The organism is Streptomyces ochraceiscleroticus (assembly GCF_000720485.1).
GTDB lineage: Bacteria > Actinomycetota > Actinomycetes > Streptomycetales > Streptomycetaceae > Streptomyces > Streptomyces ochraceiscleroticus.
Genome location: NZ_JOAX01000007.1, coordinates 83,685 through 108,780, shown reverse-complemented (window position 1 = coordinate 108,780; position 25,096 = coordinate 83,685). Strand labels below are relative to the sequence as shown.

General features: G+C 66.6%; 19 protein-coding genes and 1 pseudogene. 11 read left to right on the top strand and 9 right to left on the bottom strand.

Annotated features, from left to right (window positions below; translation table 11 throughout):
• Window positions 1-5 precede the first annotated feature (5 nt).
• From IG84_RS0111435 to IG84_RS42780, 3 genes are all read right to left on the bottom strand, one after another.
• Complete coding sequence (locus IG84_RS0111435; RefSeq protein ID WP_051861618.1) at window positions 6-830, bottom strand: ABC transporter ATP-binding protein; 825 nt, start codon at window positions 828-830, stop codon at window positions 6-8.
• Window positions 803-1,693: an ABC transporter permease gene (locus IG84_RS0111430; RefSeq protein WP_245659310.1), complete on the bottom strand. Its 891-nt coding sequence runs from the start codon at window positions 1,691-1,693 to the stop codon at window positions 803-805. Before IG84_RS0111430 ends, IG84_RS0111435 begins: the two co-directional genes overlap by 28 nt.
• Window positions 1,694-1,805: 112 nt before the next feature.
• On the bottom strand, window positions 1,806-1,904 hold the full coding sequence (locus tag IG84_RS42780) for a putative leader peptide (RefSeq protein WP_342668419.1): 99 nt from the start codon (window positions 1,902-1,904) through the stop codon (window positions 1,806-1,808).
• Between the two features lie 117 nt (window positions 1,905-2,021).
• On the opposite strand from IG84_RS42780, the gene IG84_RS0111425 reads away from it, so the two are divergent.
• Both IG84_RS0111425 and IG84_RS0111420 read left to right on the top strand, forming a co-directional pair.
• Window positions 2,022-2,444 (top strand): secondary thiamine-phosphate synthase enzyme YjbQ, encoded by a 423-nt coding sequence (locus tag IG84_RS0111425; protein WP_031054610.1) that lies wholly within the window; start codon window positions 2,022-2,024, stop codon window positions 2,442-2,444.
• A gap of 551 nt (window positions 2,445-2,995) precedes the next feature.
• Window positions 2,996-8,095 carry an ATP-binding protein gene (locus tag IG84_RS0111420; RefSeq protein ID WP_211266448.1) on the top strand — a complete coding sequence of 1,700 codons (5,100 nt, stop codon included), beginning with the start codon at window positions 2,996-2,998 and terminating at the stop codon, window positions 8,093-8,095.
• A 609-nt stretch (window positions 8,096-8,704) separates the two neighbouring features.
• Here the strand turns inward: IG84_RS0111420 and IG84_RS39750 are convergent.
• A complete protein-coding gene (locus tag IG84_RS39750; protein ID WP_078648761.1) occupies window positions 8,705-8,944 on the bottom strand; it encodes a hypothetical protein in 240 nt (79 codons plus the stop codon).
• A 470-nt stretch (window positions 8,945-9,414) separates the two neighbouring features.
• On the opposite strand from IG84_RS39750, the gene IG84_RS0111410 reads away from it, so the two are divergent.
• Window positions 9,415-10,410 (top strand): hypothetical protein, encoded by a 996-nt coding sequence (locus IG84_RS0111410; RefSeq protein WP_031054606.1) that lies wholly within the window; start codon window positions 9,415-9,417, stop codon window positions 10,408-10,410.
• 828 nt (window positions 10,411-11,238) lie between these two features.
• Here the strand turns inward: IG84_RS0111410 and IG84_RS0111405 are convergent.
• Window positions 11,239-11,520, bottom strand: a complete 282-nt coding sequence (locus tag IG84_RS0111405) for an EF-hand domain-containing protein (protein WP_031054605.1) — start codon at window positions 11,518-11,520, stop codon at window positions 11,239-11,241.
• A gap of 499 nt (window positions 11,521-12,019) precedes the next feature.
• Here IG84_RS0111405 and IG84_RS41095 point away from each other — a divergent pair, with 499 nt between their 5' ends.
• From IG84_RS41095 to IG84_RS42140, 8 genes and pseudogenes are all read left to right on the top strand, one after another.
• Window positions 12,020-12,430: a hypothetical protein gene (locus IG84_RS41095; RefSeq protein ID WP_157848856.1), complete on the top strand. Its 411-nt coding sequence runs from the start codon at window positions 12,020-12,022 to the stop codon at window positions 12,428-12,430.
• Between the two features lie 652 nt (window positions 12,431-13,082).
• Window positions 13,083-13,733 (top strand): Crp/Fnr family transcriptional regulator, encoded by a 651-nt coding sequence (locus IG84_RS0111390; RefSeq protein WP_051861634.1) that lies wholly within the window; start codon window positions 13,083-13,085, stop codon window positions 13,731-13,733.
• Window positions 13,734-13,862: 129 nt separating this feature from the next.
• Complete coding sequence (locus IG84_RS0111385; RefSeq protein WP_031054601.1) at window positions 13,863-14,711, top strand: aromatic ring-opening dioxygenase LigA; 849 nt, start codon at window positions 13,863-13,865, stop codon at window positions 14,709-14,711.
• Complete coding sequence (locus IG84_RS0111380) at window positions 14,708-16,864, top strand: hypothetical protein (RefSeq protein ID WP_051861616.1); 2,157 nt, start codon at window positions 14,708-14,710, stop codon at window positions 16,862-16,864. The genes IG84_RS0111385 and IG84_RS0111380 overlap by 4 nt, the downstream gene beginning before the upstream one ends.
• 17 nt (window positions 16,865-16,881) lie before the next feature.
• Window positions 16,882-17,997 (top strand): hypothetical protein, encoded by a 1,116-nt coding sequence (locus IG84_RS0111375; RefSeq protein ID WP_031054597.1) that lies wholly within the window; start codon window positions 16,882-16,884, stop codon window positions 17,995-17,997.
• Window positions 17,994-18,500, top strand: coding sequence for a Pycsar system effector family protein (locus tag IG84_RS0111370; protein ID WP_031054595.1), 507 nt, complete (start codon window positions 17,994-17,996; stop codon window positions 18,498-18,500). The genes IG84_RS0111375 and IG84_RS0111370 overlap by 4 nt, the downstream gene beginning before the upstream one ends.
• 207 nt (window positions 18,501-18,707) lie before the next feature.
• On the top strand, window positions 18,708-19,769 hold the full coding sequence (locus tag IG84_RS0111365) for a M48 family metalloprotease (protein WP_342668418.1): 1,062 nt from the start codon (window positions 18,708-18,710) through the stop codon (window positions 19,767-19,769).
• Between the two features lie 578 nt (window positions 19,770-20,347).
• Window positions 20,348-20,601: pseudogene (locus IG84_RS42140) on the top strand (ABATE domain-containing protein); the annotation flags it as partial.
• Between the two features lie 119 nt (window positions 20,602-20,720).
• Here IG84_RS42140 and IG84_RS0111355 read toward each other — a convergent pair.
• The 4 genes from IG84_RS0111355 to IG84_RS0111340 form a co-directional block, all read right to left on the bottom strand.
• Window positions 20,721-21,635: a bile acid:sodium symporter gene (locus tag IG84_RS0111355; RefSeq protein WP_051861615.1), complete on the bottom strand. Its 915-nt coding sequence runs from the start codon at window positions 21,633-21,635 to the stop codon at window positions 20,721-20,723.
• A gap of 62 nt (window positions 21,636-21,697) precedes the next feature.
• Entirely contained in the window at window positions 21,698-23,032 is a 1,335-nt protein-coding gene (locus tag IG84_RS0111350; RefSeq protein WP_031054589.1) for a Dyp-type peroxidase, read from the bottom strand.
• A 20-nt stretch (window positions 23,033-23,052) separates the two neighbouring features.
• Window positions 23,053-24,066 carry a hypothetical protein gene (locus IG84_RS0111345; RefSeq protein WP_031054587.1) on the bottom strand — a complete coding sequence of 338 codons (1,014 nt, stop codon included), beginning with the start codon at window positions 24,064-24,066 and terminating at the stop codon, window positions 23,053-23,055.
• Window positions 24,067-24,137: 71 nt separating this feature from the next.
• Entirely contained in the window at window positions 24,138-24,671 is a 534-nt protein-coding gene (locus tag IG84_RS0111340; protein WP_031054586.1) for a hypothetical protein, read from the bottom strand.
• Between the last annotated feature and the right edge of the window lie 425 nt (window positions 24,672-25,096).

Here is a 25,096-nt window from a genome sequence, read left to right as displayed (position 1 = left end):
GGGGGTCAGGCCGCGTCGGCCAGACCATCCCCCGCCGGACCGTCCGCCAGGCCGCTGCTCGACGGGCTGTCCGCCGGGCTGTCCGTAGGGCCGTCCACGCCCAGCCGGTCCAGCAGCCGGGCGCGCAGCTCCGCGAAGCGCGGGGACGCGATGTCCCGCGGCCGCGGCAGGTCGATGGCGGTCTCGTACGCGATGACACCTTCGTCCATCACCACCGCCCGGTCCGCGAGCAGCAGCGCCTCCTCGACGTCATGGGTGACCAGCAGCACCGCGCAGCCGCGCCGCCGCCAGAGCTCGGCGACCAGTCGCTGCGCCTTGATGCGGGTCAGCGCGTCGAGCGCGCCGAACGGCTCGTCGAGCAGCAGCAGGTCGGGCTCGCGCACCAGCGCCCGGGCCAGCGAAGCGCGCTGGGCCTCGCCACCGGAGAGCGTCTTCGGCCAGGCGTCGGTACGGTGCGACAGTCCGACCTCGCCCAACGCCTGCTCGGCCACTGCCCGTTCGGGCCGTCCCGGCAGCCCGAGGAGGACGTTCCGCCACACCTTCTTCCAGGGCATCAGCCGCGGCGCCTGAAACGCGACGGCCGAGCGGCGCGGTACCGACACCTCGCCCTCGATCTCCCGGTCGAGCCCGGCCAGCACCCGCAGCAACGTCGACTTCCCGCACCCACTGCGCCCGAGCAACGCGACGAACTCACCGGGCTGCACGGTCAGTTCAAGACCATCAATCACCGCTCGCCCATCGAAGGAACGTGTCAGTCCTGCCACACGCACGGCGGCGGAAGCACCGTCTGCAGTCTTCGGGGTCACTGCCCCGTGAACGTCGGTCGCCATTGCAGCAACAGCCTTTCGAGAGTACGGACGAGGAAATCGGCGAGCAGTCCGAGCAGCGCGTACACGATCAGGCAGACCACGATCACATCGGTACGGAAGAACTCCCGCGCCTGATTCATGAGGAAGCCGATGCCGTCATCGGCGTTGACCGACTCGCCGAAGACCAGCGCGAGCCACGCCGTGGCCAGCGAGTACCGCAGCCCGGTCATCGCACCCGGCAGCGCGCCGGGCAGGACGACGTGCCGGATCAACCCCCACCGGCCGAGCCCGAGCGAGGATCCCGCCTCGACCAACTGGGCGTCCACGCCCCGGATTCCGGCATACACATTCAGATACAGGTGGAATGCCACGCCGAGCGCAATCAACGCGATCTTCGGCGCCTCGCCGATGCCCAGCCAGATGATGAACAGCGGGATGACGCCCACCCAAGGGATGGACCGCAGCATCTGCACGGTCGCGTCCACCAGGTCCTCACCCAGCCGCGACAGCCCGGAGGCGAGCGCCAGCGCGATGCCGGCGATGCCGCCCAGTACCAGCCCGACCAGGACGCGCTGGACGGACACCAGCATCGCCGACGGCAACGTCCCGTCCGAGACGAGCCCCGCGGCGGTACCCGCGATGGTGCCGGGCGAGGCAAGCACATCGGGATGCAGCACACCCGTCGCACTCAGCACCTGCCACAACACGACCAGACCCACCGGCCCCGTCGTACGCCGCAGCCACCGCGGCACCGACCGCCGCCGAGCGGAGACCGGCACAAGAGCGACGAGCTCGGGCCCGCTTGAGGTATCGGATGTATCGGGTTTATCGGGCGGCAAAGAGGTTGATCGATCTCGATCAAGTACAGCCTGATCAGGCGTCATGAAAACTCCGCAAACGGGATGAAGTCCAGGCCGCACGCAAGCACGGCAAAACACGCGCAACGCGAGAAGGCGCGCACGAAAGAAAGGGGGTGAAACGAAGAGGTGAAACTCGTCAGCAGCAGGAGCAGCCGCCGCCGCGGCGACAGGCGGCAGAGGCCACCCGCAGCAGGTCGATGTGACCGCGCGTGGTGAGCAAGGCTGACGAAGACATGCCGCTGAACGTAGCCGCGTGGCCGGAACCAGGTCAATCGCCGTCTCGGCCAGTGGTCCTTTATTGCGGCCGTGTGTCAGGTCCCGCGCCCCTCCACCGATCGCCGATCATGGTGGTATGGCAAACCCCTTCACCACTCGCGTACTGAACATCACGACCGGCTCGTCCGAGACCGTCCACGACCTCACGAGCGACTGCTCGGCGTTCCTCGCCGATGCGGCAGCCGGCCGCGACGGCCTCCTGAACATCTTCGTCCCGCACGCCACCGCCGGCATCGCGATCATCGAGACCGGCGCCGGCAGCGACGACGACCTCCTCGCCGCCCTCCACGACCTGCTCCCCGCCGACAACCGCTGGCGCCACCGCCACGGCACCCCCGGCCACGGCCGAGACCACGTCCTCCCCGCCTTCATCCCCCCACACGCCACCCTCCCCGTGATCGACGGCGCCCTCGCCCTGGGCACGTGGCAGTCTGTGTGCCTGGTCGATCTCAACAAGGACAACCCTCGTCGGCAGGTTCGGCTGTCGTTCCTTGCCTGACGACGGCGCCCGACTGTAAGTCGAAAGTGCGGCCGGACCAAACGAGCCTGGCTAACGCTGCGCAGTCTGCCCGTGGCCGGCACCAGGGCATGAATGACGGGGGCCGGAGGCCAGGGGGCTGCGGGGGGCGTCGCCATCGGCTAGGAAATCGGACGCCTGGCTTCACTTGCCACATCGGCTATCTGCAAGAAGAGGTGAATCGAACCTGCGGGTTCACTGCTGCACTCGCTCATGTGGCCCTAAGTTGCGGGCGCGAGGCGTGGGCAGCCGCCCGTGGTGACGCTTCACTCGGACTCACGCTGCACAAGCGTGCGATGCCGGTGGGGCCGGAGAGACCGTCTGCCGTGGAGAGGTTTCTTGCCGGATAGCCAGCCGTAACATGACGGATCAGGTGTGCCGTTCCACCCAGATTGACGTGAACAAGTCAGAAGGTGTTGTCCAGGATGCAGGTACCACTACATGCACATATGTAGCGACAGGACTGTATGGTTTTCGACATGCCGCCACGGTGAGCCGTGCGGCCATTGATCCACGATGCCGCCGAGGGACACATGAACGAGCCCGTTGCGCCGGATGCTGCTCGGTCCGAAGACGAGACGACATCCGCACTCGCCGCTGTTCCTCAGGATGCCGCCGCCGGGGGCGCCACCGCCGCGGCCAGTGAGACTGAGCGAGGATCGAGCACCTATGCGACCGGCGGTGGTGGTGTTTCGTTCGCGCACCGCGTCGCGGCTGTCTATCTTGCTGGCATGTTGACTGGCGCACGACGGGCGGAGGCATCTGAGCTGCCGGTCCGGAGGGTGTCGTTCCAAACCGGTCCGGCGCACCCGGTGGACGATCTTCTGATCGAATGCGACGCTGGGGCAGCCAAGGTCATCCTTGCCGTGGCATGTCGAGCAACGCCGAACTTCGTCCAGAGTCATGGCGACACGGTGAAGCTCGTCGGGTCGCTGCTCGCCGAGGTCGAGAGGTTCGACGCCGACACTCACCAGGTCGCCGTCGCGACCGCCGGTCGGTCCGATCAGTGGGACCAGCTCGCAAAGCTCTGCGGCATCGCGCGTGCTCATGCCGACCCGCAGTCGTTCCAAGCGTCCATGGACATCGATCGCCGCTGGTCCAAGCCGGTGCGTAAGCGGCATGAGCATTTTCTGGAGATGGTCGAGAAGGCCGTCGAAGACGACACAACGCAGGAAGAGATCCTGCGGCTGGAGTGGCGGCTACTTGGCCGGCTGCACATCCTCGGTTTTGCGGTTCAGAGCCCGGACGAAGGCGACCGCACAGCGGTCGCGACGTCGCTGGACAGCGTGGCCTCGGCTGCCGCCGACGGGGTGGTGGTCCGGGACCGTCTCGAGGTCGAGGCAACCCGCTACGACGCGACTGGCGCTGTGGTGGACCTCAAGGTGCTCCGCCGTGACATTCACGTGGTCTTGGACTCGGGTGCGACTCGAAGTCGGCACCCGTGGTCGGTGCTTGCTGAGCAACGCAAGTTGGCCGTTGCCGGTGTGCGGGCCACTATCGGTGATGAGTCGTCTGGAGGGCCGGTCGAGATCTCGTTCGCCGACCGCCGCGAACGACTCGTTGACGCCCTGCGCGAGGCCGGTACCCGTGCTTCGGCTTTGTTGGTATCTGGCGAGTCGGGCATCGGTAAGAGTGCGCTGACTCTGTCGGCCGTTGCAGAGTTGGAAGCCGCAGACCCTGCCGGGTTCCAGGGGGTGGTGGTGAACTTCCGTGGCATGCCGCAGTCGAGTTTGGAGCTGCGAGCTGCGCTCGGGGTTTCGCTGGAGGACGTGCTCGCGGAGACATCGGCACCTTCTCGAGTCCTGGTCATCGACGCGGCTGATGCCGCTCTGGAGCGGTCTGCTGGCCTGTTGAGTGACTTGGTGCTGACAGCGGCTGCGGCGGGTGTTGGGCTCGTTGCGGTGACATCTGACGTGGCACTGGGTTTCATGCGGGAGCAGGTGGAGCTGGGGTTCCCGACGTCCATTTCGTCTTTTGAGATGCGGCCGTTGGGCGATGAGGACATCTCCGTCGTGTCAGACCACTTTCCGCTTTTGCGTACGGTCCTGCGAGACCTGCCCGTGAACTCGTTGCTGAGAAGGCCCGTTGTACTGGACCTTCTGGCTCGGACCGGGGCGGAGCCTGATAGCTCACTGGGTGAGTGGGAGTGCCTTGATCTGGTGTGGAGCAGGATTGTACGGGGCGATGGGCGGCCCGGTGTCGGCTCGGCGGAGGCACGTGAGCAGACACTGCTCGCGGTAGCCGCAGAGACTATGAAGCTGCCCGAGGACCGTCGACCTGGCGCAGGCGTCGATGCCGCAGCGGTCGACGCGCTGCGTCGGGATCATCTGCTCGCGCCACCGAGCCGGTATCGGAACCAGCCGGACTTTGCACATGACGAGGTCCGGCGGTACGCGACCGCCATCCTTCTCGTCCGTGGTCAGAGCCCCGTCGACTTGCTGCAGGCAGCGGGAGCACCGCGGTGGGCACTGTCGGCCGCCACTCTTGCGTGCGAGGGACTACTGAAAGCACCGGACGCTCGCCCCGTACGGAAGTTCATCGAACTTCGCTCGCAATTTGAGGTGTTCGCGGCAGCACGCGGACCCCGGTGGACTGACGTTCCAGTGGAGGCGGTTCTGGAGACGCCATTCGCGTACCAATGCCTGAAGTCAGCGTGCACGGATCAGTCGGTCGGCCTGGTGCTCGGAGACGTGGTTCGAGTTGTTCAGCAGCGGTATAAGGTCAACGGGCTGGTCGACCGTCTAGTCACGAACCCCGTTGTGCAGTTCCTCCTTGATGACGAAAATCCGTGGGACGTGTCGAAGGAGTCGTTCGAACTGCTCACGGACTGGCTGCAAGCCCTGTCCCTAGCGGACGTTCCGGTTGGAAACGAACTACGAATCCGACTTCGGGACCGTCTTCTTGCCTACTGGAACTCGTTCCCTCGACGCAAGACCAGCGGGGACACGCCGTCTGGTTGGGTGGCGCAGCGTCGGCGACGCCGACGCGAGCTGGATTACCACCTGACGAAGGAGGCGTTCGTCGAAACGTTGGCTCTGCTCGGTCCGGACATCGATGATGCCGTCGAAAGGTGCCTTCGAGCCATTGCGGAAAATGCACCAGCGTTCCTGGCTCCGGCTGCGGACTCGCCGTTGAGCGCCCGAGCCGTGGCGCAGAAGGACCCGGAGCTATTGGCGACGTTGATGGCGGCCTACTACATCGACGACGAGCCAAGCTCGCACCGAGATGAGGGTGTCCGGAGGCATCAGGGCCGATGGACCGGTATCGGACCACCGTTCTTCCAGTACTACTTCGGTGGGTTCTGGCAGCTGTTCCAGACAGCGTCGCTGGCGACTTCGGTGCGGGTGTTGAACAACATCCTGAATAGCGGTGCGCGGGCGCGCGTAGCAAGGCTGTCGCGGCCTAGTCCGCCTTACGCGTTGACTGATCCCTTTGAGGAGGGGGACGAGGGCGCTGATGGCGATATGGAGACGGGAGAGGGCGAAGACCGCGGTGCGATTCTGAACATTGACGGCACTGCTCGCCTGTACGTCGGTGACGGTCATGTATGGAGCTGGTACCGGGGCACGTCGGTCGGCCCATACTCGGCGATGAGCGCGCTCCAGGCGATGGAACGCCTCGCCGACACGTGGTTGAGTCAGGGTGTATCACCGAGAAGGGTCGTCGAGGTACTCCTAGATGGCTGCGAGAACCTGGCAATTCCGGGAATGCTGTTCGGTCTGCTCGTACGCCACATGGAGAGCGTCGACACTGAACTTGACCCGTTCCTCGCCGAACCAATCGTATGGGAGTTAGAATTCGACCGCACGACGAGTGAGTATTCAGGGCTGCGCGCAAAGACAGAAGGTCTCGCGAACCTCGAACGTCGCCACTGGACACCGCGTGAGGTAGCCATGCGACTGATGATGCACGGCGGGCAGGAGCGTGCCCAGGCTTTGAAGAAGGCCGCCGGCAAGCTTGTCGAGAATGGCTCCAGGCTTGGTATCAGCCAGGACCTTACGAAGAACTGGGCCGCCAGTTTGGACGCGGACCAGTATCGAATCAAGCAGCATGGCAATGAGATGTACATCGAGGTTGAACTCCCGCCTGAGCTGCGAGCCGCACTAGAGACGCACGCGGCTCACCAGGAGGCTGTGCAGACCAGGCTGCGGTTGCAGAATCGGTATTGGGGCTCGGCCAAGCATGACGCCGAGTACGAGCCGCCCCCGTCGGAGGAGATCGCCGCGGATCTGGCGGCAGGCCGTGCCCTGCTGGAGGTCGATGGAGATCTGGTGCCGACCCGGCATGTGGATGCCGTTGCCCACGTCGTCCGAGCAGCGGTCGAACGAGCCGCCGCTGGTGATATAGAGGCGCTGGGCAACGAAGCGCAGTTCGCAACAGAGCTCGTCATCGGCATCGCATTGTCGTTCCAGGAGGCCGAGGACCAATGTCACGAGGGCCAGTTCTTCGATCTTGGTGCCGACCGAGCCGTGGCTCACGCCGTGCCGGCGTTCCTTACATCCGCACTGGCAGCGCCGCTGGGAGCGGCCGACGGCTCAATCGAGGTTGTTGCTGAGGCTGGTCTTGCGATGGCTGGCAAGGCGTCCTTGGAGACTCGGCTACATTTGGCGCGTGGATGCGATGTCGTCTGGACAGCCCCATGCCGCTTCGACCCTTGCATCCACCGGACTGCGTTGAACTGGTTGCTTGAGACCGCCCGTGGCGCAGAAATCGGTCCGTGGGACCAAGACGGCCAGCGACGGCCGAACGTCCAGATTGCCGGCGACGTTGCCGAACGCCTCCAGGCACTGTCGGGCGATTCCGTCGACATCGCGGTTCTCGATGCAGCCATTCGCGGACTCGGCGCAGCCGCGTCGACGGACCACTGTTGCGCCGACGACGCAGCCACGCTTCTCGCCGCGTTCCTCGACGTCGAGCGACGCGCCATGGTCGCGCAGGAGGGCGAGGGCTGGACCGCGGATGACCGCGGGACGCACACCCTCGTCGCCGCGCGGGCCCTGCTCGAAGGCTTGGCGAAGAACGGTGCCGTCGGACCGGTGCTCGAACAGCTCGACGCCCTTCGCGCAGATGCAGGACTGATGTCGAATTTTCTCCACGGTCTTGCCGCAGCAGGTGCAGAGAATGAACGTCTGGCCGAAGCTGCCCGAAGCGTCTGGCCACCTTTGCTGCGCCACGCTGTTGGCTACTTGAGTGACGACCCGAGCCCCTACCGCGACCGTGACTGGGGCGACTGGGCCGCCGCAGCGCTGCTACCGGACCCCCTTCCGTGGGTGCAAGGTCCGTACAACGAGGTCGTCGGCCTTCCCATCGACTGGGTTCGCGCTGAAGACCTCGTTGAGTCGATCGAGGATTGGCTGCCGGCCGCTCGCGGGGAGGTCAAGGCCGTCGACGCACTCATCGGCATTCTGCGGAAGCTCCCGGAGGAAGTGCAAGCTACCCGCGGCGTGCAATGGGTATCCGACCTGTGCATTCAAGATGGACGTGTCACGGTCAAACAGTCGTGGCTTTCGGACAGCTGGCTCAAGGAAATTCGCAAAACTGCCGAAGAGCTGGGCAAGTTGGAAGATTGGCAGATACTCGTCGACTCCATGGTCGTCGCCGGAAACGAGAGGCTAGCGCCGTACAGCAGGTGACGTCTCAGGGCCCCTGCCCGACTACTGATGAGACTTCCGAATCTGGTTGAGCTTGGTCAGGTGTAGCTCTGGACGGCGTGGCTGAGTGTCGCGTTGCTCGTTGGCTGACGTTTTCTCAGCGGGAAGATTTACGCGAATCGGTGTAGCCATCCCGTGCATGAGCAGGCCGGACGAGCCTGACCGGTTGCGTCGTCGGAGCTGCTCACGTTGCGGCGCTGCGCCGGCCTCGCGGGTATCGGTGGCGGCAGCGACGGGCATCCCGCCCGGGAGTGAGGCTCAGCACGCCGGCTGCCTCAGCCGAAGGGGAGCGACTCGGCTAGGGTCCGCCTTCAAGCGGATCTATCCCAGAGTGGGAACGAGGCACGTGTAGGAGGTTCGGTCTTCTTGTATTGCGTGACGACTCCGCGGAAGAGCTTGAGTTGGTTGATGCAGCGCTCGACGATGTTGCGCCGGCGGTGGGTATCCCGTTCGAACCGAGGGGGCCTGTCACCGCGACTGCCGAGACGTCGCTGGTGATCATTTTCTTCCGCAATGATGTGCGCGACTCCGCGTCGTCGCAGGTGGTTAGAGAAGCCACGAGAGCTGTAAGACATGTCCGTGATTGCATTGTCAGGTCGGCGGCGTGGCTGGCCCGGACCGATGCGGGGACGCGGAGCACCCCCAGCCCTCCTCGGGATCGGCCCAGGGCGTGATCGCCCGGTTCGTCCTGCCAATGGCTCCCCTTTTTGGCCCCGTGGCGGCGGCCTGCTGGTGGGCGCGGAGGATGGTGCAGTCGATCTGGACGAGCGAGTCGATGCCGCCGGCCGCGTCCGCCCGGGCCTGGACCTGCTGCAGGGTGCGGGTGAACACGTCGTCGAGCGCGTAACAGCGGAAGCGGGTTCAGACCGTCTTCCACGGCCCCATAGCGCTGTGGCAGGTCACGCCCGGAGATGCCGATACGGGGCTTGTAGATTTTCCGTTGATTACCTCCGGCCCTCCACACAGCGTCGGCCCGTGACGGCCCGCGGGATCAGAAAGGCCAGTAACTCCGCTCCCTGTCGCTGCCACCTCCATGATCCATCACTCAGCGACCTTTGGAGACGGGCCCTAGGGTTCTCGACGGCCACCCGGCTTGTGCAAAGACGAGGATCCGCTTGCGGCGCGCTGTCCATCTGCCTAGTCTGCGGACAGGCAAGGAGCCTGGGACAGTGCCCGGGCCACCGCCGATTATCTCTCGAGGTACGGAGCGTCGGAAAGCGCCCTCGCCACCGCCTCCTTCCACGCCCCTACGCACCCATCCTGTTCGGCTGTCATCTGCCGGACAGGCGAAAGGTGTTGCCTTGACCATCTACTCTCAGCATGCCAACCGTGGGAAAACTCAGATTCTGGCGACCTACCAGGGCCCCGACGGCGTCGTATCCAAAACTGTCACGAGCCTTGGGGAATCCCACCTTGCGGTTCCGATCGTCGACGCTCTCAATCGGATTTCCGCCTTCGCTACAGTCCCTGTCAGCATTCACGACCGACGCGAGCAGCGTGTGGACTACTACCCGCGCAAGCACCTTGCGGCGCTGAGCGACGCCTCTGCTCGAGCCGAACTCCTTAGCGGCGCACACAGTCTGTGGTACGAGTACGTCTGCCTGCGGCTTCACCAGGCGCTTGCCGACCTGGACAGTGCCCTGGTCGCTCTGCCCGACACGGTCAGCAGGGCGATCCGTTCGGAACTCGAAGTAGAAGAGAGCGAGTTGCGCGCGGCACTCGACGATTTCTCGGGGACGTTCTCGGAGAGTGATCCGGAGCTCGAGCGCCACTGGGAGTTCGACCATCCCTTCGTGCGGGATGATGACGGAATGGACACGCTGAGCGACGATACGCGCGAGCAGCTCGATCGCCGCGAGGTTGGCTTCACCGCGGAGGAGCGGAAGAAAGCTGTCGCTGACCTCCGGGTGCTAGTCACGGCACACGCCCAGGGTGGCGGCACGTGGGCTGCGCTGGACGACCCCAGCTATCAGCTCTTTGCGGAGCCGTACGACTCTGACGGCTTCTACCTGACGGTCCAAGCGCCGGAACCCGGCGATGACGACGCTTCGTGGGAGATCGAGATCGGACGTTGGGAACCGGACGATCCTGACGAAGAGTACGGGGACCACACCAGTGCAACAGGCAGCCCGGTGATCGGCTGCGCTCTCCCGGCTGCGCCGAGTGCCGGCGAGATCGCCTACTTGTTGAAGTCCGTGGACGAGAAGCCGCTGCTGCTTGTTGAGTGGGCCGAGACACCAGCGGGATCGGTGCTCGCAGGGACGACGATGGTGGTGACCAAGCGCTACGACTCCTGATTTGGCGGCTGGCAAGGATGCCGTGATGCCAGCGCGGCGGACCAGCTACGCCGGCCTTTGCGTGCCTCACTGACCTCCGTCCGCTGTGGCCGTCCGGGAGGGGATGGCCACAGCACCGACCTGGTGTGGGCAGCAACCGGTTAGCCTTGGGTTGACCTAACGGAGGTTGGCGGACACGAACGGGGATAATCCGCGGCGTCAGGTGCGGCTGAGCTTCCTCGGCCAGGACGTTGGTTGAGAACGAATGGACTAGAGACGTCTGGCCGCGCCAACTGGGCCACGGGATCGGTTCAGGCGCTTCCTCGGACGGGGCGTTTGCGGTGGTCTCAGGGCCGGCCGTGTCTCTGCCCGGCGGCACAGCTCCACCCGCGTCATAGATACCGCCGGCGCCGACGGCCGAGGCGCGGGGGAATGTCTGGGCCGTTCCACGTGCACCCTTCCTGGTGGCGGATGGGTAACTCCGTGTCCGTAAACCAGCAGCAACAGATCGTGCACCCGGGTGTGGCGAACACCGCCGGCTCCACTGCGTAGGCGCGGCCGCCGAGCATCATGATGAACGGCAAGGGCGACTCGTCGGAGCCGTCACCGTTCTCCCCTGAGGGCTGAGGCGGCTTTCCGACCGGGCAGCTGAGGGCAATGGAGACTGCTCGACTGTCGGGGCGAACGCTTGAGAACTGTGCCGACCGTCGCGGTCGCCGGCACTATGGCCTACGCCGTCATGGGGCCGTAGCGGGATCGGCTCCGGGGGCACTACGAGGGTCGGGAGTGTGGACCGCGCACGGTGCCCTCCGTTCGCTACGGAAGGCACCGTACCGCCATTCCCCGCTTTTACTGCGTCCGCGACGCCTGGCTGAACTCTTCCTTGGAGATCTGACCGTTCGAATCGCGGTCCACCAAGTGGAAGGCCTTGCGGATATTGGACTCGGAGACCCCCTGCTGCTTCCCCGCCACGTGCAGTTCCGGCTCGCTGACGGTGCCGCTCCTGTCCGTGTCGATCTGCTGGAAGGTTGGAGGGGTGCTCGCGGGGGCGTTGGCGAAGGCGGAGCCGCTGGCGCCGAGAACGGCTGCCCCCGTCAGAGCCATCGCGATGGCGCCGATGCGAGTCTGCATGGTGTCTCCTCTCGGCCTCCGCGGGATGGCGTCAAGGCCGAACTTGTAGCTGTCACTGGCAACTGCAGGCACCCACCGTAGTGAATCGATAGCTCAACGTCACGGAAGGCGCGGTACTCCTACGCGAAGCGCGAGGTGTCGCCTGGTCCGCGGCACGCGACCAGCGGCGCGTGGATGTCAGGCCGCGGCGTGGGTGAAGGCGGTTTCCGGCTCTCCGTCACAAACGGTATCCCCGCCGCGGGTGGCAACTCCCACTACGGCGCCGGAGGTTCCCCGCGGGCCGTGGACACGGGCCAAAAAGGGGCCGGGAGGAGAGCTGGTCATGGCTACGGCAGAGGAGCGGACGAAGCGCTGCTGTGCGGGGCGCGGAAAATGGTATCGACGGCGACCCCGGCATGGTGCTCGTCGAGTTGTACGCCTGAGCGGCAGACATCTTCGGAACAGCTCCCCGGCGGAGTGGCAGGTCCAGTGGCCCGGCTAGTCACTCAGCTCCCTCTTCGTGGCCGTCGCCGCACTGATCGCCTACTTCTCACCCGGCCGCTGGGCCGCCGTCGCCGGTCTGGCGCCGTTCGCCCTCGCCGCGCTGAGCGGCTTCGCCAAGGACGCGTTGGGCAAGCCACTGAGCATCAGCTTCTTCCTGGGCATCGCGATCGGGCCGCTCGTGCTCGACCTGCTCATCGCCGCCTCAGGCAGTGGCCGTGCCACCCTGCCCCGCAGCGCGGGCAAGGTCTTCGCACTGGCCCCGGACACGCGTGACGGCTTGCCAGTCGTCAGGCCCCGGGGACGGGTCAGGGCCAAGACGGTGACATTCGTTTGGGCCCTGACACGGCCAGTGTCGTCATCGGGGTGGTGGTTGAGATCGGTGACGACATCATCATCAGGTGCTCTTGTGTGTACACCTTGGTCTTGAGCGGCTTGAATACCGGGACGACGAGTTCGATCACATCCGATTGAACTCGACAGCAAGAGACTATCTGGCAGGACGGTCGCTCGTTCTGCGACCGGATCTCCCATGCGGATCGCACATCTTCGGAGTGAACTCGAAGAGCAGAGCAGTGGCCCGAGTGTCTCAGGACTGAATCTCGTTGCACTCCTTGGACAGAAAGTTCTGTATTTAGAGAGCGGAAAGCGACCGCTCTTCCGCAGTGGGGGCGAACGGGGGCCCGCGATGCTGCGCGCGGTGCCCGCTCAGCGCCGGGTACGCTGCCTGGTCAGTGAGCGAAGCCCCAGTCGAGCATCTTGGTGGCGGGTGCTTCCTGGGCACGTCTGAGGGCGGTGCTCGTGAGGCCGGTTCGCTCGGGGGCCGACCCCAGCCGCAGGTCGGTGCCAGGGGAAGCACGCAACTGGGGTGCTCTGTTTCTCTTGTCATAGGCTGGATGCGCGGAGTGAGGGGAAGGATCCGCTGGAGTACGGCGGAGCTGCCTGGCCTGGGGGGAGTGCGGGTGGAGACTCACGGCACGGCCGAGCCCGAGCGGGGGCGCCACGGATCAGCGGCCGTTCCCGCGGCCTCCCGGCTCGCGGCGCCACCGCGAGCCGGCAGGCTCGACGACCAAGTTCCTTTCCTGGCCCGGCTGGAACAACCGGAACGCGTCGCGCTGCTGGAATTGGGTCGGCCCATGGAGTACAGCCCACGGTCCGTTCTGGTACATCAGAACGAACCGTCCACCCACGTGATGATCATTCTTGCCGGCTGGACCAAGGTCACCCACTCCGCTGCCAACGGCTACGAAGCCCTACTCGCCCTGCGAGGGCCGGGCGACGTCGTCGGTGAGGCCTCCGCGGTCAGCGGCCGCCCACGCTCGGCGATGGTCACTGCGATCGGCAAGGTCGAGGCCGTCGCGATCGAGCGCGGCAGGTTCCTGGACCATCTTGCGGAGTTCCCGGAAACTGCTCTCCAATTGCTCAGCCTCATCGGGGACAGAACACGCGCCAGCGACCGGCGGCGTGTGGAGCAAGGAGCCCTCGGGGTTCGTGAACGGTTGGCGCTCCTGCTCCTGGAGCTGTCGCGCACACATGGGGTGGGGGATGCAGAGGGTGTGCGCTTGACCACTGGCCTCAGCCAACACGAGCTGGCAGGTGCGGTCGGGTCTTCGCGAGAGGCGGTGGCGAGGCTTCTGAAGGAGTTGCGGGAGCGCGACATCGTCCGCACCAGCCGGAGGGGGCTGGTGATCGTCCGCCCGGACCAGCTGCGCCGGATAGCAGGCGGCGGGTAGTCAACGTCGCGCAGCGAGCGCGAGTTGTGTGTCATCGGTTACAGAGGCTGTGTGCAGGTTTTCCTACTCCACTGTCAGACCCCCGCGGGATAGTGCTTCGGACCGAGCCCGACCGTCCGAGAGGCACGCATGAGCCTGGCCCTGAGAGAACCCGTCAACCGCACCATTCTGCTCCTGGACATCGAGGACTTCAGTCGACGGGACGATGTGACGCAGGCTTGCCTGCGCCGGGAACTGCACAATGCAGTGGAGGACACCCTCGCCGAGGCGGGTGTCGAGCAGAACATGCAGTACCGCGAGGACCGCGGGGACGGCCTGATCATTCTGGTCAGTTCCGACATCCCGAAAGCTGCGCTGCTCCGGGCCCTGCTGACGACTACTCCGGATTCGTTGCACCAGTACAACCGGCTGGCGTCGAGCAGTGCGCAGATGCGGCTGCGGATGGTCCTGGCCGCGGGAGAGGTCGCCTTCGACCCGAAGTGCGGCACGGTCGGTGGGCTCGTCGGCCACGATCTCAATCATTCCTGCCGGCTGCTTGATTCCGAGGTCCTGCGCAAGGCCCTCGCACAGCGGGACGCGGACTGCGCGCTGGGTGTGTCGCCCTCCGTCTACGAAGGCGTGGTCCGTCACGGACACCGCGGACTGCGCCCGGAGGAGTTCCACCATGCTGCCGTGGCCGTGAAGAAGGACCGGCTCGAGCTGTGGCTGCACGGTCCACTCCCGTCCGGCGTCACCGCCCCAGCCCGGGAGTACCCGCCTGCCGGGAGCGACCGCTCGGGTACGCAGGACGATGCAGTCGGGCAGGCGCCTGGCGCAGCGCCCGCAAGGGGCGGGGCGGACATCACGTTCAACGGCGGGACCGTGTCGTTCGGCGGCAGCCAGGTCATCGGTGACCAGACCGGAGTCAGCGGCGGCCGCGTCACCGGCGACGTGATCATGGGCAGTGCTCAGCGCGAGAGCCGGAGCGAGCAGCCATGAGTGAGCAGGCCGGTGACAAGCCCGCGGACGCGTCCCAGGATGACGCCGACCCGGCAGCCGACAGACAGGGGCAGACGAACGACGAAGACACCGGCGCGGAGGACGATCGCCCGCAGGACCCTTGGGCCGCCCGGCGGGAGCTGTACGAACATGTACCGGCCTTCGTCGGCGGCAGCCTGGTCGGTGGCGCTCAGACCGGTGTCAGCGGGGGCAGCGTCGGAGGCGACGTCGTCCTCGGCACCAAGGTGGAGCACCACTACCGCTTTGGCGCCGCCACCCACACCTCCGGCAACATCCCGCCTGCCGAACTCGAGCACCTTGCCCAGGTGTTCGCCGGGTACGAAGAACTCGTGCACCCCCTTCGCGACCGGCTGCGCGCGGAGCGGGTTCTCGTACTGTCCGGTGCACCCTTCACCGGCCGTCGCAGCGCCGCTCTGATGCTGCTGCGGTCCCTGGGCGCCGCGCCTGTACGCGCCATCGACCCCAACACCCGGCCGACGGCGCTGACGGACGAGATGAACGGCGATGCGATCGGCTACCTCATCAGCGATCTGGTGACGGGCAGCGAGAACCCGCTGCGCGACATCGACCTATGGGCCGTGCGGGACATCCTCCGGGAGAAGGACGCCTACATGGTCATCACCGTCGACCTGTTCGCGACCCTGCGGGGCGTACCCGTCGTCGATTGGAAGCCGCCGTCGCCCCAGGCCGTGCTCCGGTCACACCTGCACGCCCGAGTACAGGACCCGCGGAAGGAGAACGAGTTGCTGGCCCTGGCGGTCTCCCGGGAGTTCCTCGGCCGGGACGACCACCAGCTGCGCGAGGCGGCGGCGTACGCGGAGGCCCTGGCCGCGCACGCGGACGGCACGATGACCTATGAGAAGTTGGCGGCCGTCGGCCCGATGCTGGTCCGGGACCAGGTCCAGGAATGGTTCGGAACCGACGAAACCCAACTCCGGGACAAGGCGTTCCTCATCTCCCTGGCGGCGTTCGACGAGGCCGCCTACGCCCTGACCGCGGAGCTCAGCGACTCCCTGTACGGGCAGTTCCAGAGGACCGAGGATGCCGGGAAGGAGCCCCGCGTCGGCATCTTCGGTACGTCCATCACCAAGCGCCTGCGTCTGGCCCGAGCCGTCGAGTACTGGCAGGAGGAACACACCGAGTGGGGCCCCGTGCTCCAGCGCATGGCCCGCTTCGAGGAACGCAGAGCTGCCGGCGAGGTCCTCCGCGAAGTGTGGACGAGCCACCCCTCTGCGCGGCCCGCTCTGCTCGCGTGGCTCCGGAAGCTCGCACAGGACGGACGGCCGCTGGTGCGCACCCGTGCGGCAGTGACCGCTGCGGTGCTGGCCGAGACCGACCTACCGTCGGCGATGGCCCTGCTCATCGAAGGCTGGGCGAAGTCGAAGCTTTACCGCGACCGCCTCGTCGCCGCCAACGCTCTGGCGACGGCGTACGCCGTCGGTGCCCCGAACATCCCGCGGATTCTGCGCTCCTGGTGCGACGACGAGGCCGAACCGCGGCCTCGCTGGACAGCCATCCGGGCCTATGCCCTCGTGGGCCCCCGCATGCCCGACGAAGCGCTGGAGGCGTTGGCGGAAGCCGCCCGCACCGGGGACGACGAGCAGGAGGCGCAGCACATCGCCGAGTCCGCCGCGCTGCTGCTGAGCGATGAATCGGCGCCGGTGCGCAGCCAGGTGCTGCGGCGGCTGCTGGAACTTCTCCAGGACGGGCCGTCCGGCCGGCGGCTGGCGCTGCACGCGTTCGTCCTCGCATGCACGCGCGCCGACAGCCGGCTGCTGTTGCGGTGGTATGCGGAAGCCGCCTCATCGGACGCGGAGGACGCACGGTGGCTGATCTTGCTGTGGCGGACCGCCCTGGCCGATCTGCGGTACACCACCGATGCGTTGAAGGCTCTGGCCGGCTGGGCCCTCGAGGCGGACGGCGATCCGCAGACCGAGCGGCAACTGACCATGCTGCTTCCCACGCTCGCAGCGTCCACTGAGGACCGCAAGCGCCTCGATCACATGCTCGGGACGCTGTGCGGGAGACGCGGGGGCGACCCGCCCGCGGTGGTCGGCCGTCTGATGGCCGTGCTGCGAGGCGCCGCGGCCGCGCCTGCGGCCGGGGGCCATCAAGTTCCGGATCACCACTGAGTGAGGAGAAAAAAGCCATGGCGGACCTCCGTCGCGAGACCGACTGGTACCAGGGCGCGGACCGGCACAGTGACCTGGCGGACCCCGTACTGACCGTGCGTCAGCTATCCCGTTTCGACCACCGCAGGGGTTACAGCCGGATCGACAACGCGCTGGTCTTCACCACGGACAAGGGGAATTTCGAGGTCTATCTGCCGCCCCGCCGGCCAGCGCGCTCTCTGTTCGCCGTCAGGCGGTACACCGCGGTCTATGAAGTCGACATGGGGGTGCACACTTGCACCGCTTCGCTGCCGATGCCCAGCGACAACGATGCCTTTGATTTCACCGCAGAGGTGGAGCTGACCTGGCAGGTCTCCCGGCCGGAACAGTTCGTGGCCAGCGGAGAGCGGGACGTGCCCGCCCTCTTGAAGCGCCGCCTGGAGCGACTGATTCGCCCGGTCAGCCGCGGCTTCCCCATCGAGGAGAGCGCGGGTGCCGAACGCGCCGTGTGCCGGGCGATCGCCGGCGCTGGTGAGCTGGGAGGCGAAGCCGGATTGCGCACGTCGTGGGCCGTCCGGCTGAGACTGGATGATGCCGCGATCGTCCATCAGCAGGAAGTCCGTCGCATCCGGTACGCCGACGAACAGCTGGGTCTGTCGCATGGCTTGGCATTGCAGGAGGACCGGGCCAGGGCGGAGCGGAATGTGGAGCAGGCGAGGCACGAGCATGAGCTGGTCATGCTGCAGGGCCGCCAGCAGGAAAAGGTGAGGGAGCTGGAGGCAGCGAAGATCCGCTATTACGAGCAGTACCTCCAGCGCGGTGGCGTGGCGATGTGGGCCCTGCATCTGGCGGAGCACCCGGAGGATTCGCGGCTGGTGCTGGAGAACCTGCGCAAGGACCAGGCGGACCTGATCCGAAACCAGTCCGAGGTCGCCCTGCTGGTGTTGAAGGAAGGGAACCTGGAGGACTACCAGCGGGCGGGTCTCAACAAGCAGGCCGTGGAGATCATGGAGGGGTTCCTCGCCCGCAACATCACTGGTGCAGCTCCTGCCACAACGGACGCCCTGTCCTGGGCCGGGACCGATGACACTCCGGTGCGTTTCCGCAAGGAGCAGGACGGGGCGCCCGCCGACAGCTCCGAGGAGGAGCGATGAACTGCGATGGGACCGAAGCTCCGGTTGCGGGGGCCCGTCTACTCACGGAGCTGCGGTCCGAGGCGGCCCGTGCGGACAGCAAGGCGTCTCTGCTTCTGGGAGTCATGAGCATGACGGTGAGCTTGCTCGTCGGTCTGCTCACGGCCCGAGGGCGCTTTCCGTTACGGCTCTCCGCCGCCGGGAGTGCGCTGTTGTGGGCGGCCATGGCCGCCTTGGCCGGGGCACTGGTATGCCTGCTCCTCGCCGTTGTGCCCCGTTACGGCACCCGTCAGTGGTCTCCTGGGCGGCCGTTGACGTACTTCGGAGACATCCGCCGGGCCACGAACGACTGCCGGCTCGCCGAGGCGCTCGCCGTCACCGAAGCACATCAGACCGAGGGAATACTCGAGGCGCTGGCTCAGAACAGCCACATCGTCGGCGCCAAACACCGGTGGATCCGTGCCGGCCTGGGCGCCTATTGCGTGGGAATGCTGCTTTTGCCCATCGCGCGGCTCGTTGGCTGAAGGCCCCTCGCCGACCCGCTTCTCATGGCGCCGTCACGTTCCGGTCGTACGTATACACAGGAAGAGACCATGATCACTCCTCCCGATCCCGGCCGCTCGGGTCGCGCTTCCCGTGCCGATACTTCGGCCTACCCGGATGCTGTGGCGTCTCCGCCTCCGCGCTGTCGGGGCGAGGCCGTTCCACCCCTGTCGCAGTACCCGGGTAGCGTGGCGCAGCCTGACGCCGGCCACCTCATCGGCGAATCGGAAAACTGGTCCGATCCGGGCGCCGGGAGGCGCCCGCCGCATGAGGAACTCCGTCGCCGTGGGCGGGTGCACCTCGCAAAGCGACAGCGGGGCATTGATGCCACGGCCTGGGGGCAGCTGCTTTTATATCTGCCCTCGTTCCTCGTAAGTCTGGTCATTGTGGCGGTGCTCTCCCACGCCCTGCTGCCTGCCGTGGATTGGCTGGGGGGTCTGCTCTGGCTCGTTTCGGGCGCCATGGCGTTTCACCGGCCCACCGAAAGAGTCCTGGCCCGTCATCTGCTGAACCTCCGTCACCCCACCCCGCAGGAACTGGCCCGGCTGGCACCGCTGTGGCGGGAAGTGACAGCCCGGACGGGCATCGAGGGGCGCGCCTACGAGTTGTGGATCGAGGACAGCAATCGTCTCAACGCGCTGGCCGCGGCGGGCCACATTGTGGGCGTTACCAGGTTTGCGCTGGAGAGACTGTCCGGCGGCCAGCTGGCCGCGGTCCTTGCCCATGAACTGGGTCACCATGTTCGTGGTCATGCATGGTCCTCGTTACTGGGGCAGTGGTACGCGGTTCCGGCACGGCTCGCGTGGTCCGCAGTACGGGGGCTTATCCGACTCGTCGCCGTCATTGTTCGTGGCCGCATAGGATTTTGGGCGGCAGTGCTGCTCCTAACGGTGGGCAGCATCCTGCTGGTGGTCGCACTGTCCTATTGGTTCGTCGCCCTGCCGCTGGCCGTTACCCCGTACCTGCTCGCCGCTGTGGCGCGCCGAGTCGAGCTGCGGGCTGATCACCATGCGGCAGCGGCCGGCTTCGGACCGATGCTCGCCGAGGTGTTGCACATGATGCAGGCGGCAGAACGGGAAAGCGGACGTGTGACGGCTTCCGCGTTGTCCGGGTGCGGCAGCGCGGCAGCGATGAACACCGGGGCCACAGCTCGCGGTCGTAGGCCGAGCGTGTCAGAGAAGCTTCTGTCCTCGCATCCCGACTATTACACTCGCCTGCATCACCTGGCACCGTACCTGGAGGAGCGATGAGGCTGCTCCCGGTCGTACCCCCGGGTCGGGCCGCTGCCGCGGCGACTCGGGACTTGTGCCGCTAGGTCGTGTCCGCAAAGTCCCGTCGTTCGCCCGGAGGGCGGGGCCCGCGGCGTCTGGTGCGTGCGATCGCAAGGCGGAGGGTCGTCCTCGTAGTGGGTCTACGTGGGCGATCCCGACAACGCAGCGAGCGTTGGGGTATCCCCTGCTCGAGCGAAGCCGAGAGCTTGGGGAAGTGCCAGGCGTCGCGGGCCAGGCGGGACTTTGCGGACACGGCCTAAGGCTTCGTTGGTAAATGTGCCGGTTGCCTCAGCGGAGGTTGGCGGACACAAACGCCGACAACCCCAACCGCCAGGTCCGGTTTGAGCTTCCTCGGCCAGGACGCCGATTCGGCCCGGACCGTAAACGGGAAGTCCGGCTGCGCCAATTGATCGCTGTGGTGTGATTGCTGACTGGGCTGCGCAGCTGGAGCAGCTCCACCAAGGGCAGCAAGAGGTCATCTGACAGGACGGTCGTTCCGCGGCCGGGTCTCCCATCCGAGCGTGGTTCGGGCCTGCTTCTGTGTCAGCTCGGCCCCGCTGCGCGAGCAGGTCGGGTCTTTGCTCGCCTCCCGCGCCGCCGGCCCTCCCCGCCGCAATCGCAGCCATCAATGACGCGATGCCCCGTGTCCCACGGTGCCGCTGCTGCAGTGGGACGAGAAGGCCGGCCCCTGTCGCACCACCCCCATCCCACCACCGCGATCGTCGACCACGCCCTGGCGGTCCTCGCGGCCGACGCCGCCGACCTGCTCACCGGGCCCGGCGCCGAACGCCTCACCGTCTGCGGTTCCAGCACTCCCTTCGGCGCCCATTCCTGACCCATGCTTGAGGTCGTAGTAGTCACATTTTTTGCGGGCCAGCGCATCGGACAGCAGCCACAGGCCGGGCGGAATCTCAGCTTGGGTGGCCCCGGTCATCGAGGCACCTCAGCCCCGCTGATCTTCTTGCTCGGTTCGGCGAGTGGCGTGGGAGCGTTGCGCCGGCCGCCGAGGACGGTGGCGATCGGGAGGACCGCTGCCAGTCCGCTGAGCAGGATGCCGGCGAGTGCGCCCAGAATGGCGGGTTGGCTGTTGAAGGCGATGCCGATTGCCGCGAGGGCGGGGCCGGCGTTGCGGACGGAGGCGACGCCTCCCATGGTGGTTCGGCGTTCCGCCGGTCCCGTCGCCAGCAGCGTTCCGACGGCGAAGGCGGCAGCCGCGAGAAGGAATCCTGCGAGGAGAGTGAGTGAGCCGAGGAGGGCCACCACGTCCTTCCAGTTACCCAGCAGCATGCCTGCGAGGACTATCAGAAACGTGATGTTGGAGACCTTGGCTGCGGTGGGATGCCATGCCTGGGCGGTGTCCGTGGCGTAGCGGCGCAGGAGGAGGCCGATGGCGAAGGGCACCAACTGGAGAAGGGCGACGGTGCGGACCAGCGCCCCGACGTCCAGAGAGACGTTGGTGCCGACATCGGCGGCGGTGAGGAGAGCGTTGACGGTTGGCGCGAAGGTGATGCTGCCGACCGAGGCGAGGAGGACCTGCATCGCCGCGCCTCCGACCACATCACCCTTCTGCACCATGGCCAGTTTTGCCCCGAAGGGGCCACCCGGGGACGACGCGACCAGGATCAGTGCGATGAACGCGGCCGATGGGAGGCTGAGCAGCGCGCCCAGGCCCCAGCCGAGCAATGGAAGGATCACCATGTTGGCGAGCAATGCCAGCAACAGCAGGGGAACGTTGGTGAAGACGCCGCGCAAACCGGTGAGGGTGGCTCCCAGGCCGGCGGCGAACATCGTGGCAGCGATGAAGATCACGGTGACGGCGTTGAGTACTAGATGCAGGGTGTCCATCGAACGTCCCCTCGGGCTCCGGAGCATCTTCGGTCGGCGGCGCGGCGGTCCAATGCGGCCTGTCAGTCGCGAAGGTCACCGAGCCAGCGCAGGGCGCTCAGACTCGGCAGGAAGCAGTACTCCCCGCCGCGGGTGACGACGAACTGGGGCAGGGCGACCAGCCGGCGTCGCACCGGCCGTCGGGGAATCGTGTAGCCGGTGGCGCCGTCTGCGGACCCGACGACGGGGTCTTTGGCGTCGTTTCCTCCGAAGAAGACGCCGTCGTTGATCCATTGCGACTGCACGAACTCGAACTGGCGCCCAAGGTGTGCGCCGATGAAAGCGAACATCAGGCCACGGTCTGCTCCGTCGTCCTCCAGGACTCCTTCAGGAAGCGGCGGTCCGTAGACGGCGCCGCGCCTGATCATTCGGTGCAGCCGTACCTCTCCGGCCACCGAGGCGTCCCGCGGGTTGGCCCGTCGGATATGGCAGCCGCGGGGCGTGTCGAAGCCCGTCGGATCGTCGCGCTCGTAGAGGAAGGTGTTACGGCGGTGCGGGTCGACGCCGAGTCCGGGGTCGTCACGCTGCGGCGCGAGAGCCAGGGGGGCTCCGCTGCGCCAGCGGCCCATGATCTTGGCAGCGATCAGTTCCTCGTCGGCGGGCCCTGTGGAATTGTCCTTCAGGTAGCGCCGGAAGCCGGCGACCTGCTGATGCAGCTTGCGGAAGACCGCGTAGCTGCCGTTACGGCCCAGGACGTCCGGCTGGGGGGCCTGGATGCCGCCGAGTTCGTCCCGGTATCCCAGGATGAACTCCCCGGCCTTGAGGGGGACTTCCAGCTCGTTCGACCCGGGGATGCCGCTTCCCTCGACGGCCGGGTGACTGACGCCGTCCCGGTAACCGAAGTGCTCGGTCTCGGTGGGCAGGGCGTAGCAGTCCTGTCGCCAGACGGCCGTCACCCCAGGAAGGCGGTCGTAGGCCGGCCGGGCGCGATCGAGGGCCGCTGTCAGGAGCTGCGGGTCGGGTGCGACTGCTGTGAGCGCCACGTGGACGCCCGAGCTGCCCAGCGGTGCCTCCCAGTTCTCCGGGCTGCTTTCACCGACGTCGGCGAGCGCCTTGGCGCGGGCCGCCATGCCTTGCCGGAACTCCCAGGCGAAGGTGTCCAGCGACGAGCGCGGCACGCCGAGGGCCGCCAGGCCGGTACAGGTGACGGCCACGCTGACCCATGTCGCACCGAGCGGGCTGACGGATTCGGCGGCAGAGGTCACCGCTGTGCTCGCCCTGCGCATTAGTTCCCGTCCGTGGACGCGGTCGTCGATACGGAAGAGGAGATACGTCGCGGCATAGGGGGTCGGCCGGGGGCTGAGGGCCCCGCGCTGAATGTCGTCCAGTTCCAGTTCGGCTTCCCTGGGCCTGCTCACGGTGCGGCCTCCCTGCGGTCCTACTTCGAGACGAGGTTGCGCCAGAAATTGCGCAGGCTGTCATCACCACCGAACAAGGAGCTGAAGATCGTTGAGTCCGCCAGCAGCACGTCGCCGGCCCGGTCACCGTGTGGGGGCATCCACAGAAGCATGTTGAACTCGGTGTGGCCGGCCTCGGTGAACGGATGCGGCCTGGACATGTCGATCGGCTGCCTGGCCAGGACGCGAAGGGAGTCAGAGTCGTCGGCCGTCACCTCGTAGTGCGGCAGATGCATGTGGAAGTTGAAATTGCGCACCCCGTCCAGCCAGCCCCTGGTGTCCAGGTCCGCAACGGTGGACAGGGGAGCGATCCGATTGCCCTCCTCAGAGGCGGGGCGCAGACCGTAACGATTCACGGCCGGTATGCCCAGGCCCTTCATCAGGTCCCTGACGTAGGTGGCGAAGCGCTGCTGGCGGGGCACCAGCGGATCGCGGTGATGGTGGTATTCCATCTCCCGTTCCGACAGGTCGTCCGAGGCTCCGACATCGTGGTGGGGACCGAGGACCAGGCGGGCGTCCTCGCGGGCCAGGAAGTGCCGCAGAGCCTCGATCTCCCCGGGCTGCGCCTCCTGCTCGGTGATCATGTGGTCCAGCCCGAACACGAACAGGACATCGGTGTCCGCCAGTACTCTCTCGTCCAGGGGCGTAGGGAAACCGGCCTGATCGATGCGCTGGTACACCGGCACGGGGTGTCCCGTGGTGTCCTCGACGAAATCCTGGAACGGTACCCAGGCCCAGAAGAACAGCTCCAACGACCCGGCGATGCCTTGCTGGAACCGATAGGGGTCGGACCACTGCGGGTCCTCGTAAGCCGGCCAGGCTGCTCGCCTGACCTCGGTCATCGTTGAGAACCGGTTGTCCAGCTCCGCCGCATACCGGCCTGCCTCGGCCGGATAGCTCCACGAAACGTAGATGCTCACCCGTCGCCCGCCCGGTGTGTACGCCCGCGGGATGTGCCGCTGGTTGTAGGTGCGCGCCGTCCTGGCCTTGCTCATGTCGATCGTCTCCGATCGCGGCGGTGCTTCGGTGCCGTGGCCCGCTCACACCGCAGTGCCGAGTCCCGGCCTCACTGCATCTGGTCGAGCATCTCGGACAGCGCGCTCTTGACCCGCAGCGCCTTCTTGATCTCGTCCGCCGTCACGTAGGGATACTCGCCATACTCGATGAAGCTCGGACAGTGATGCTCCCGCACGAACCTGACGAAGCCCTCAGGATTGGTCTTCCAATCCTCAGGAAACCCCTCCAGGTTCTCGAAAGCCGTGCTCACGCCGGACTTCGAGAACAGCGCAACCGCATCCTCGGTGTACTTGTCGAAGTCGGTGTCGAAGATCCCCTGGTACATGAAACGCGTGTCGTCGTCGAAAAGCACCCACCGCAGGTAGTGCAGCTTCAACGGTGCAAGGAGATAGGGATCCTTCTCCAGCGCTTTCGCCAGTGAGCGGCCGTATTCCCGCATGACGTCGGCCCGGCCCGGTTTGACCCTCGCCACGATAGTGAATCCGTAACAGGCGGGAGTCTTGGGAAAGATGGGACCGTATTTCCCCTGCTCGAGGTGGCCGGTGTCCTTCGGAATGACAACTGCCTGCGGCTTGATCTCCATGTCCGCTCCCTCCCCAGCCCGATGGTCGGGGGATCGCAGTCTAGCGCTCCAGCCGGATACTCGGTGTGGTGCGCCTGCCGAGCAGAAGCAGTCGATATGCCGTGCGCCAACTCCTTCCGAGAAGACTGGGCCTCGCGCTGGACCAGGGAAGAAGAACCTGTTCGGACGCTTGTCGAGGTGCCGTGCTGCGAGACCGGAGGAAGACTGAGTGGCGACGCATTGTCCGCCCAAGCGGCGACCGGCGGGCGCTGCCGGTCACCGCTGTCACGCCCGCATTCAAAGGATGAGCAAAGGGACGTAGGGCGTACCTTGCCCGGCTGCCGGAGAGGAACGTCGCCCGGTCCTTTCGCCCTGCGGCCGGGCGAGGCACGCGGATCCGCGTGCCATCGATGACGGCGCGGGTAATGGTGGAACGGCCCACCCTG

What these genes read in the sequence shown, in the direction of transcription:
- IG84_RS42780 (WP_342668419.1), bottom strand. Translation starts at nt 1,904, where the DNA reads ATGTCTTCGTCAGCCTTGCTCACCACGCGCGGTCACATCGACCTGCTG.
- IG84_RS0111375 (WP_031054597.1), top strand. Translation starts at nt 16,882, where the DNA reads ATGGCGGACCTCCGTCGCGAGACCGACTGGTACCAGGGCGCGGACCGG.
- IG84_RS0111435 (WP_051861618.1), bottom strand. Translation starts at nt 830, where the DNA reads ATGGCGACCGACGTTCACGGGGCAGTGACCCCGAAGACTGCAGACGGT.
- IG84_RS0111380 (WP_051861616.1), top strand. Translation starts at nt 14,708, where the DNA reads ATGAGTGAGCAGGCCGGTGACAAGCCCGCGGACGCGTCCCAGGATGAC.
- IG84_RS0111385 (WP_031054601.1), top strand. Translation starts at nt 13,863, where the DNA reads ATGAGCCTGGCCCTGAGAGAACCCGTCAACCGCACCATTCTGCTCCTG.
- IG84_RS0111355 (WP_051861615.1), bottom strand. Translation starts at nt 21,635, where the DNA reads ATGGACACCCTGCATCTAGTACTCAACGCCGTCACCGTGATCTTCATC.
- IG84_RS0111340 (WP_031054586.1), bottom strand. Translation starts at nt 24,671, where the DNA reads ATGGAGATCAAGCCGCAGGCAGTTGTCATTCCGAAGGACACCGGCCAC.
- IG84_RS0111420 (WP_211266448.1), top strand. Translation starts at nt 2,996, where the DNA reads ATGAACGAGCCCGTTGCGCCGGATGCTGCTCGGTCCGAAGACGAGACG.
- IG84_RS0111370 (WP_031054595.1), top strand. Translation starts at nt 17,994, where the DNA reads ATGAACTGCGATGGGACCGAAGCTCCGGTTGCGGGGGCCCGTCTACTC.
- IG84_RS0111430 (WP_245659310.1), bottom strand. Translation starts at nt 1,693, where the DNA reads ATGACGCCTGATCAGGCTGTACTTGATCGAGATCGATCAACCTCTTTG.
- IG84_RS0111425 (WP_031054610.1), top strand. Translation starts at nt 2,022, where the DNA reads ATGGCAAACCCCTTCACCACTCGCGTACTGAACATCACGACCGGCTCG.
- IG84_RS0111405 (WP_031054605.1), bottom strand. Translation starts at nt 11,520, where the DNA reads ATGCAGACTCGCATCGGCGCCATCGCGATGGCTCTGACGGGGGCAGCC.
- IG84_RS0111345 (WP_031054587.1), bottom strand. Translation starts at nt 24,066, where the DNA reads ATGAGCAAGGCCAGGACGGCGCGCACCTACAACCAGCGGCACATCCCG.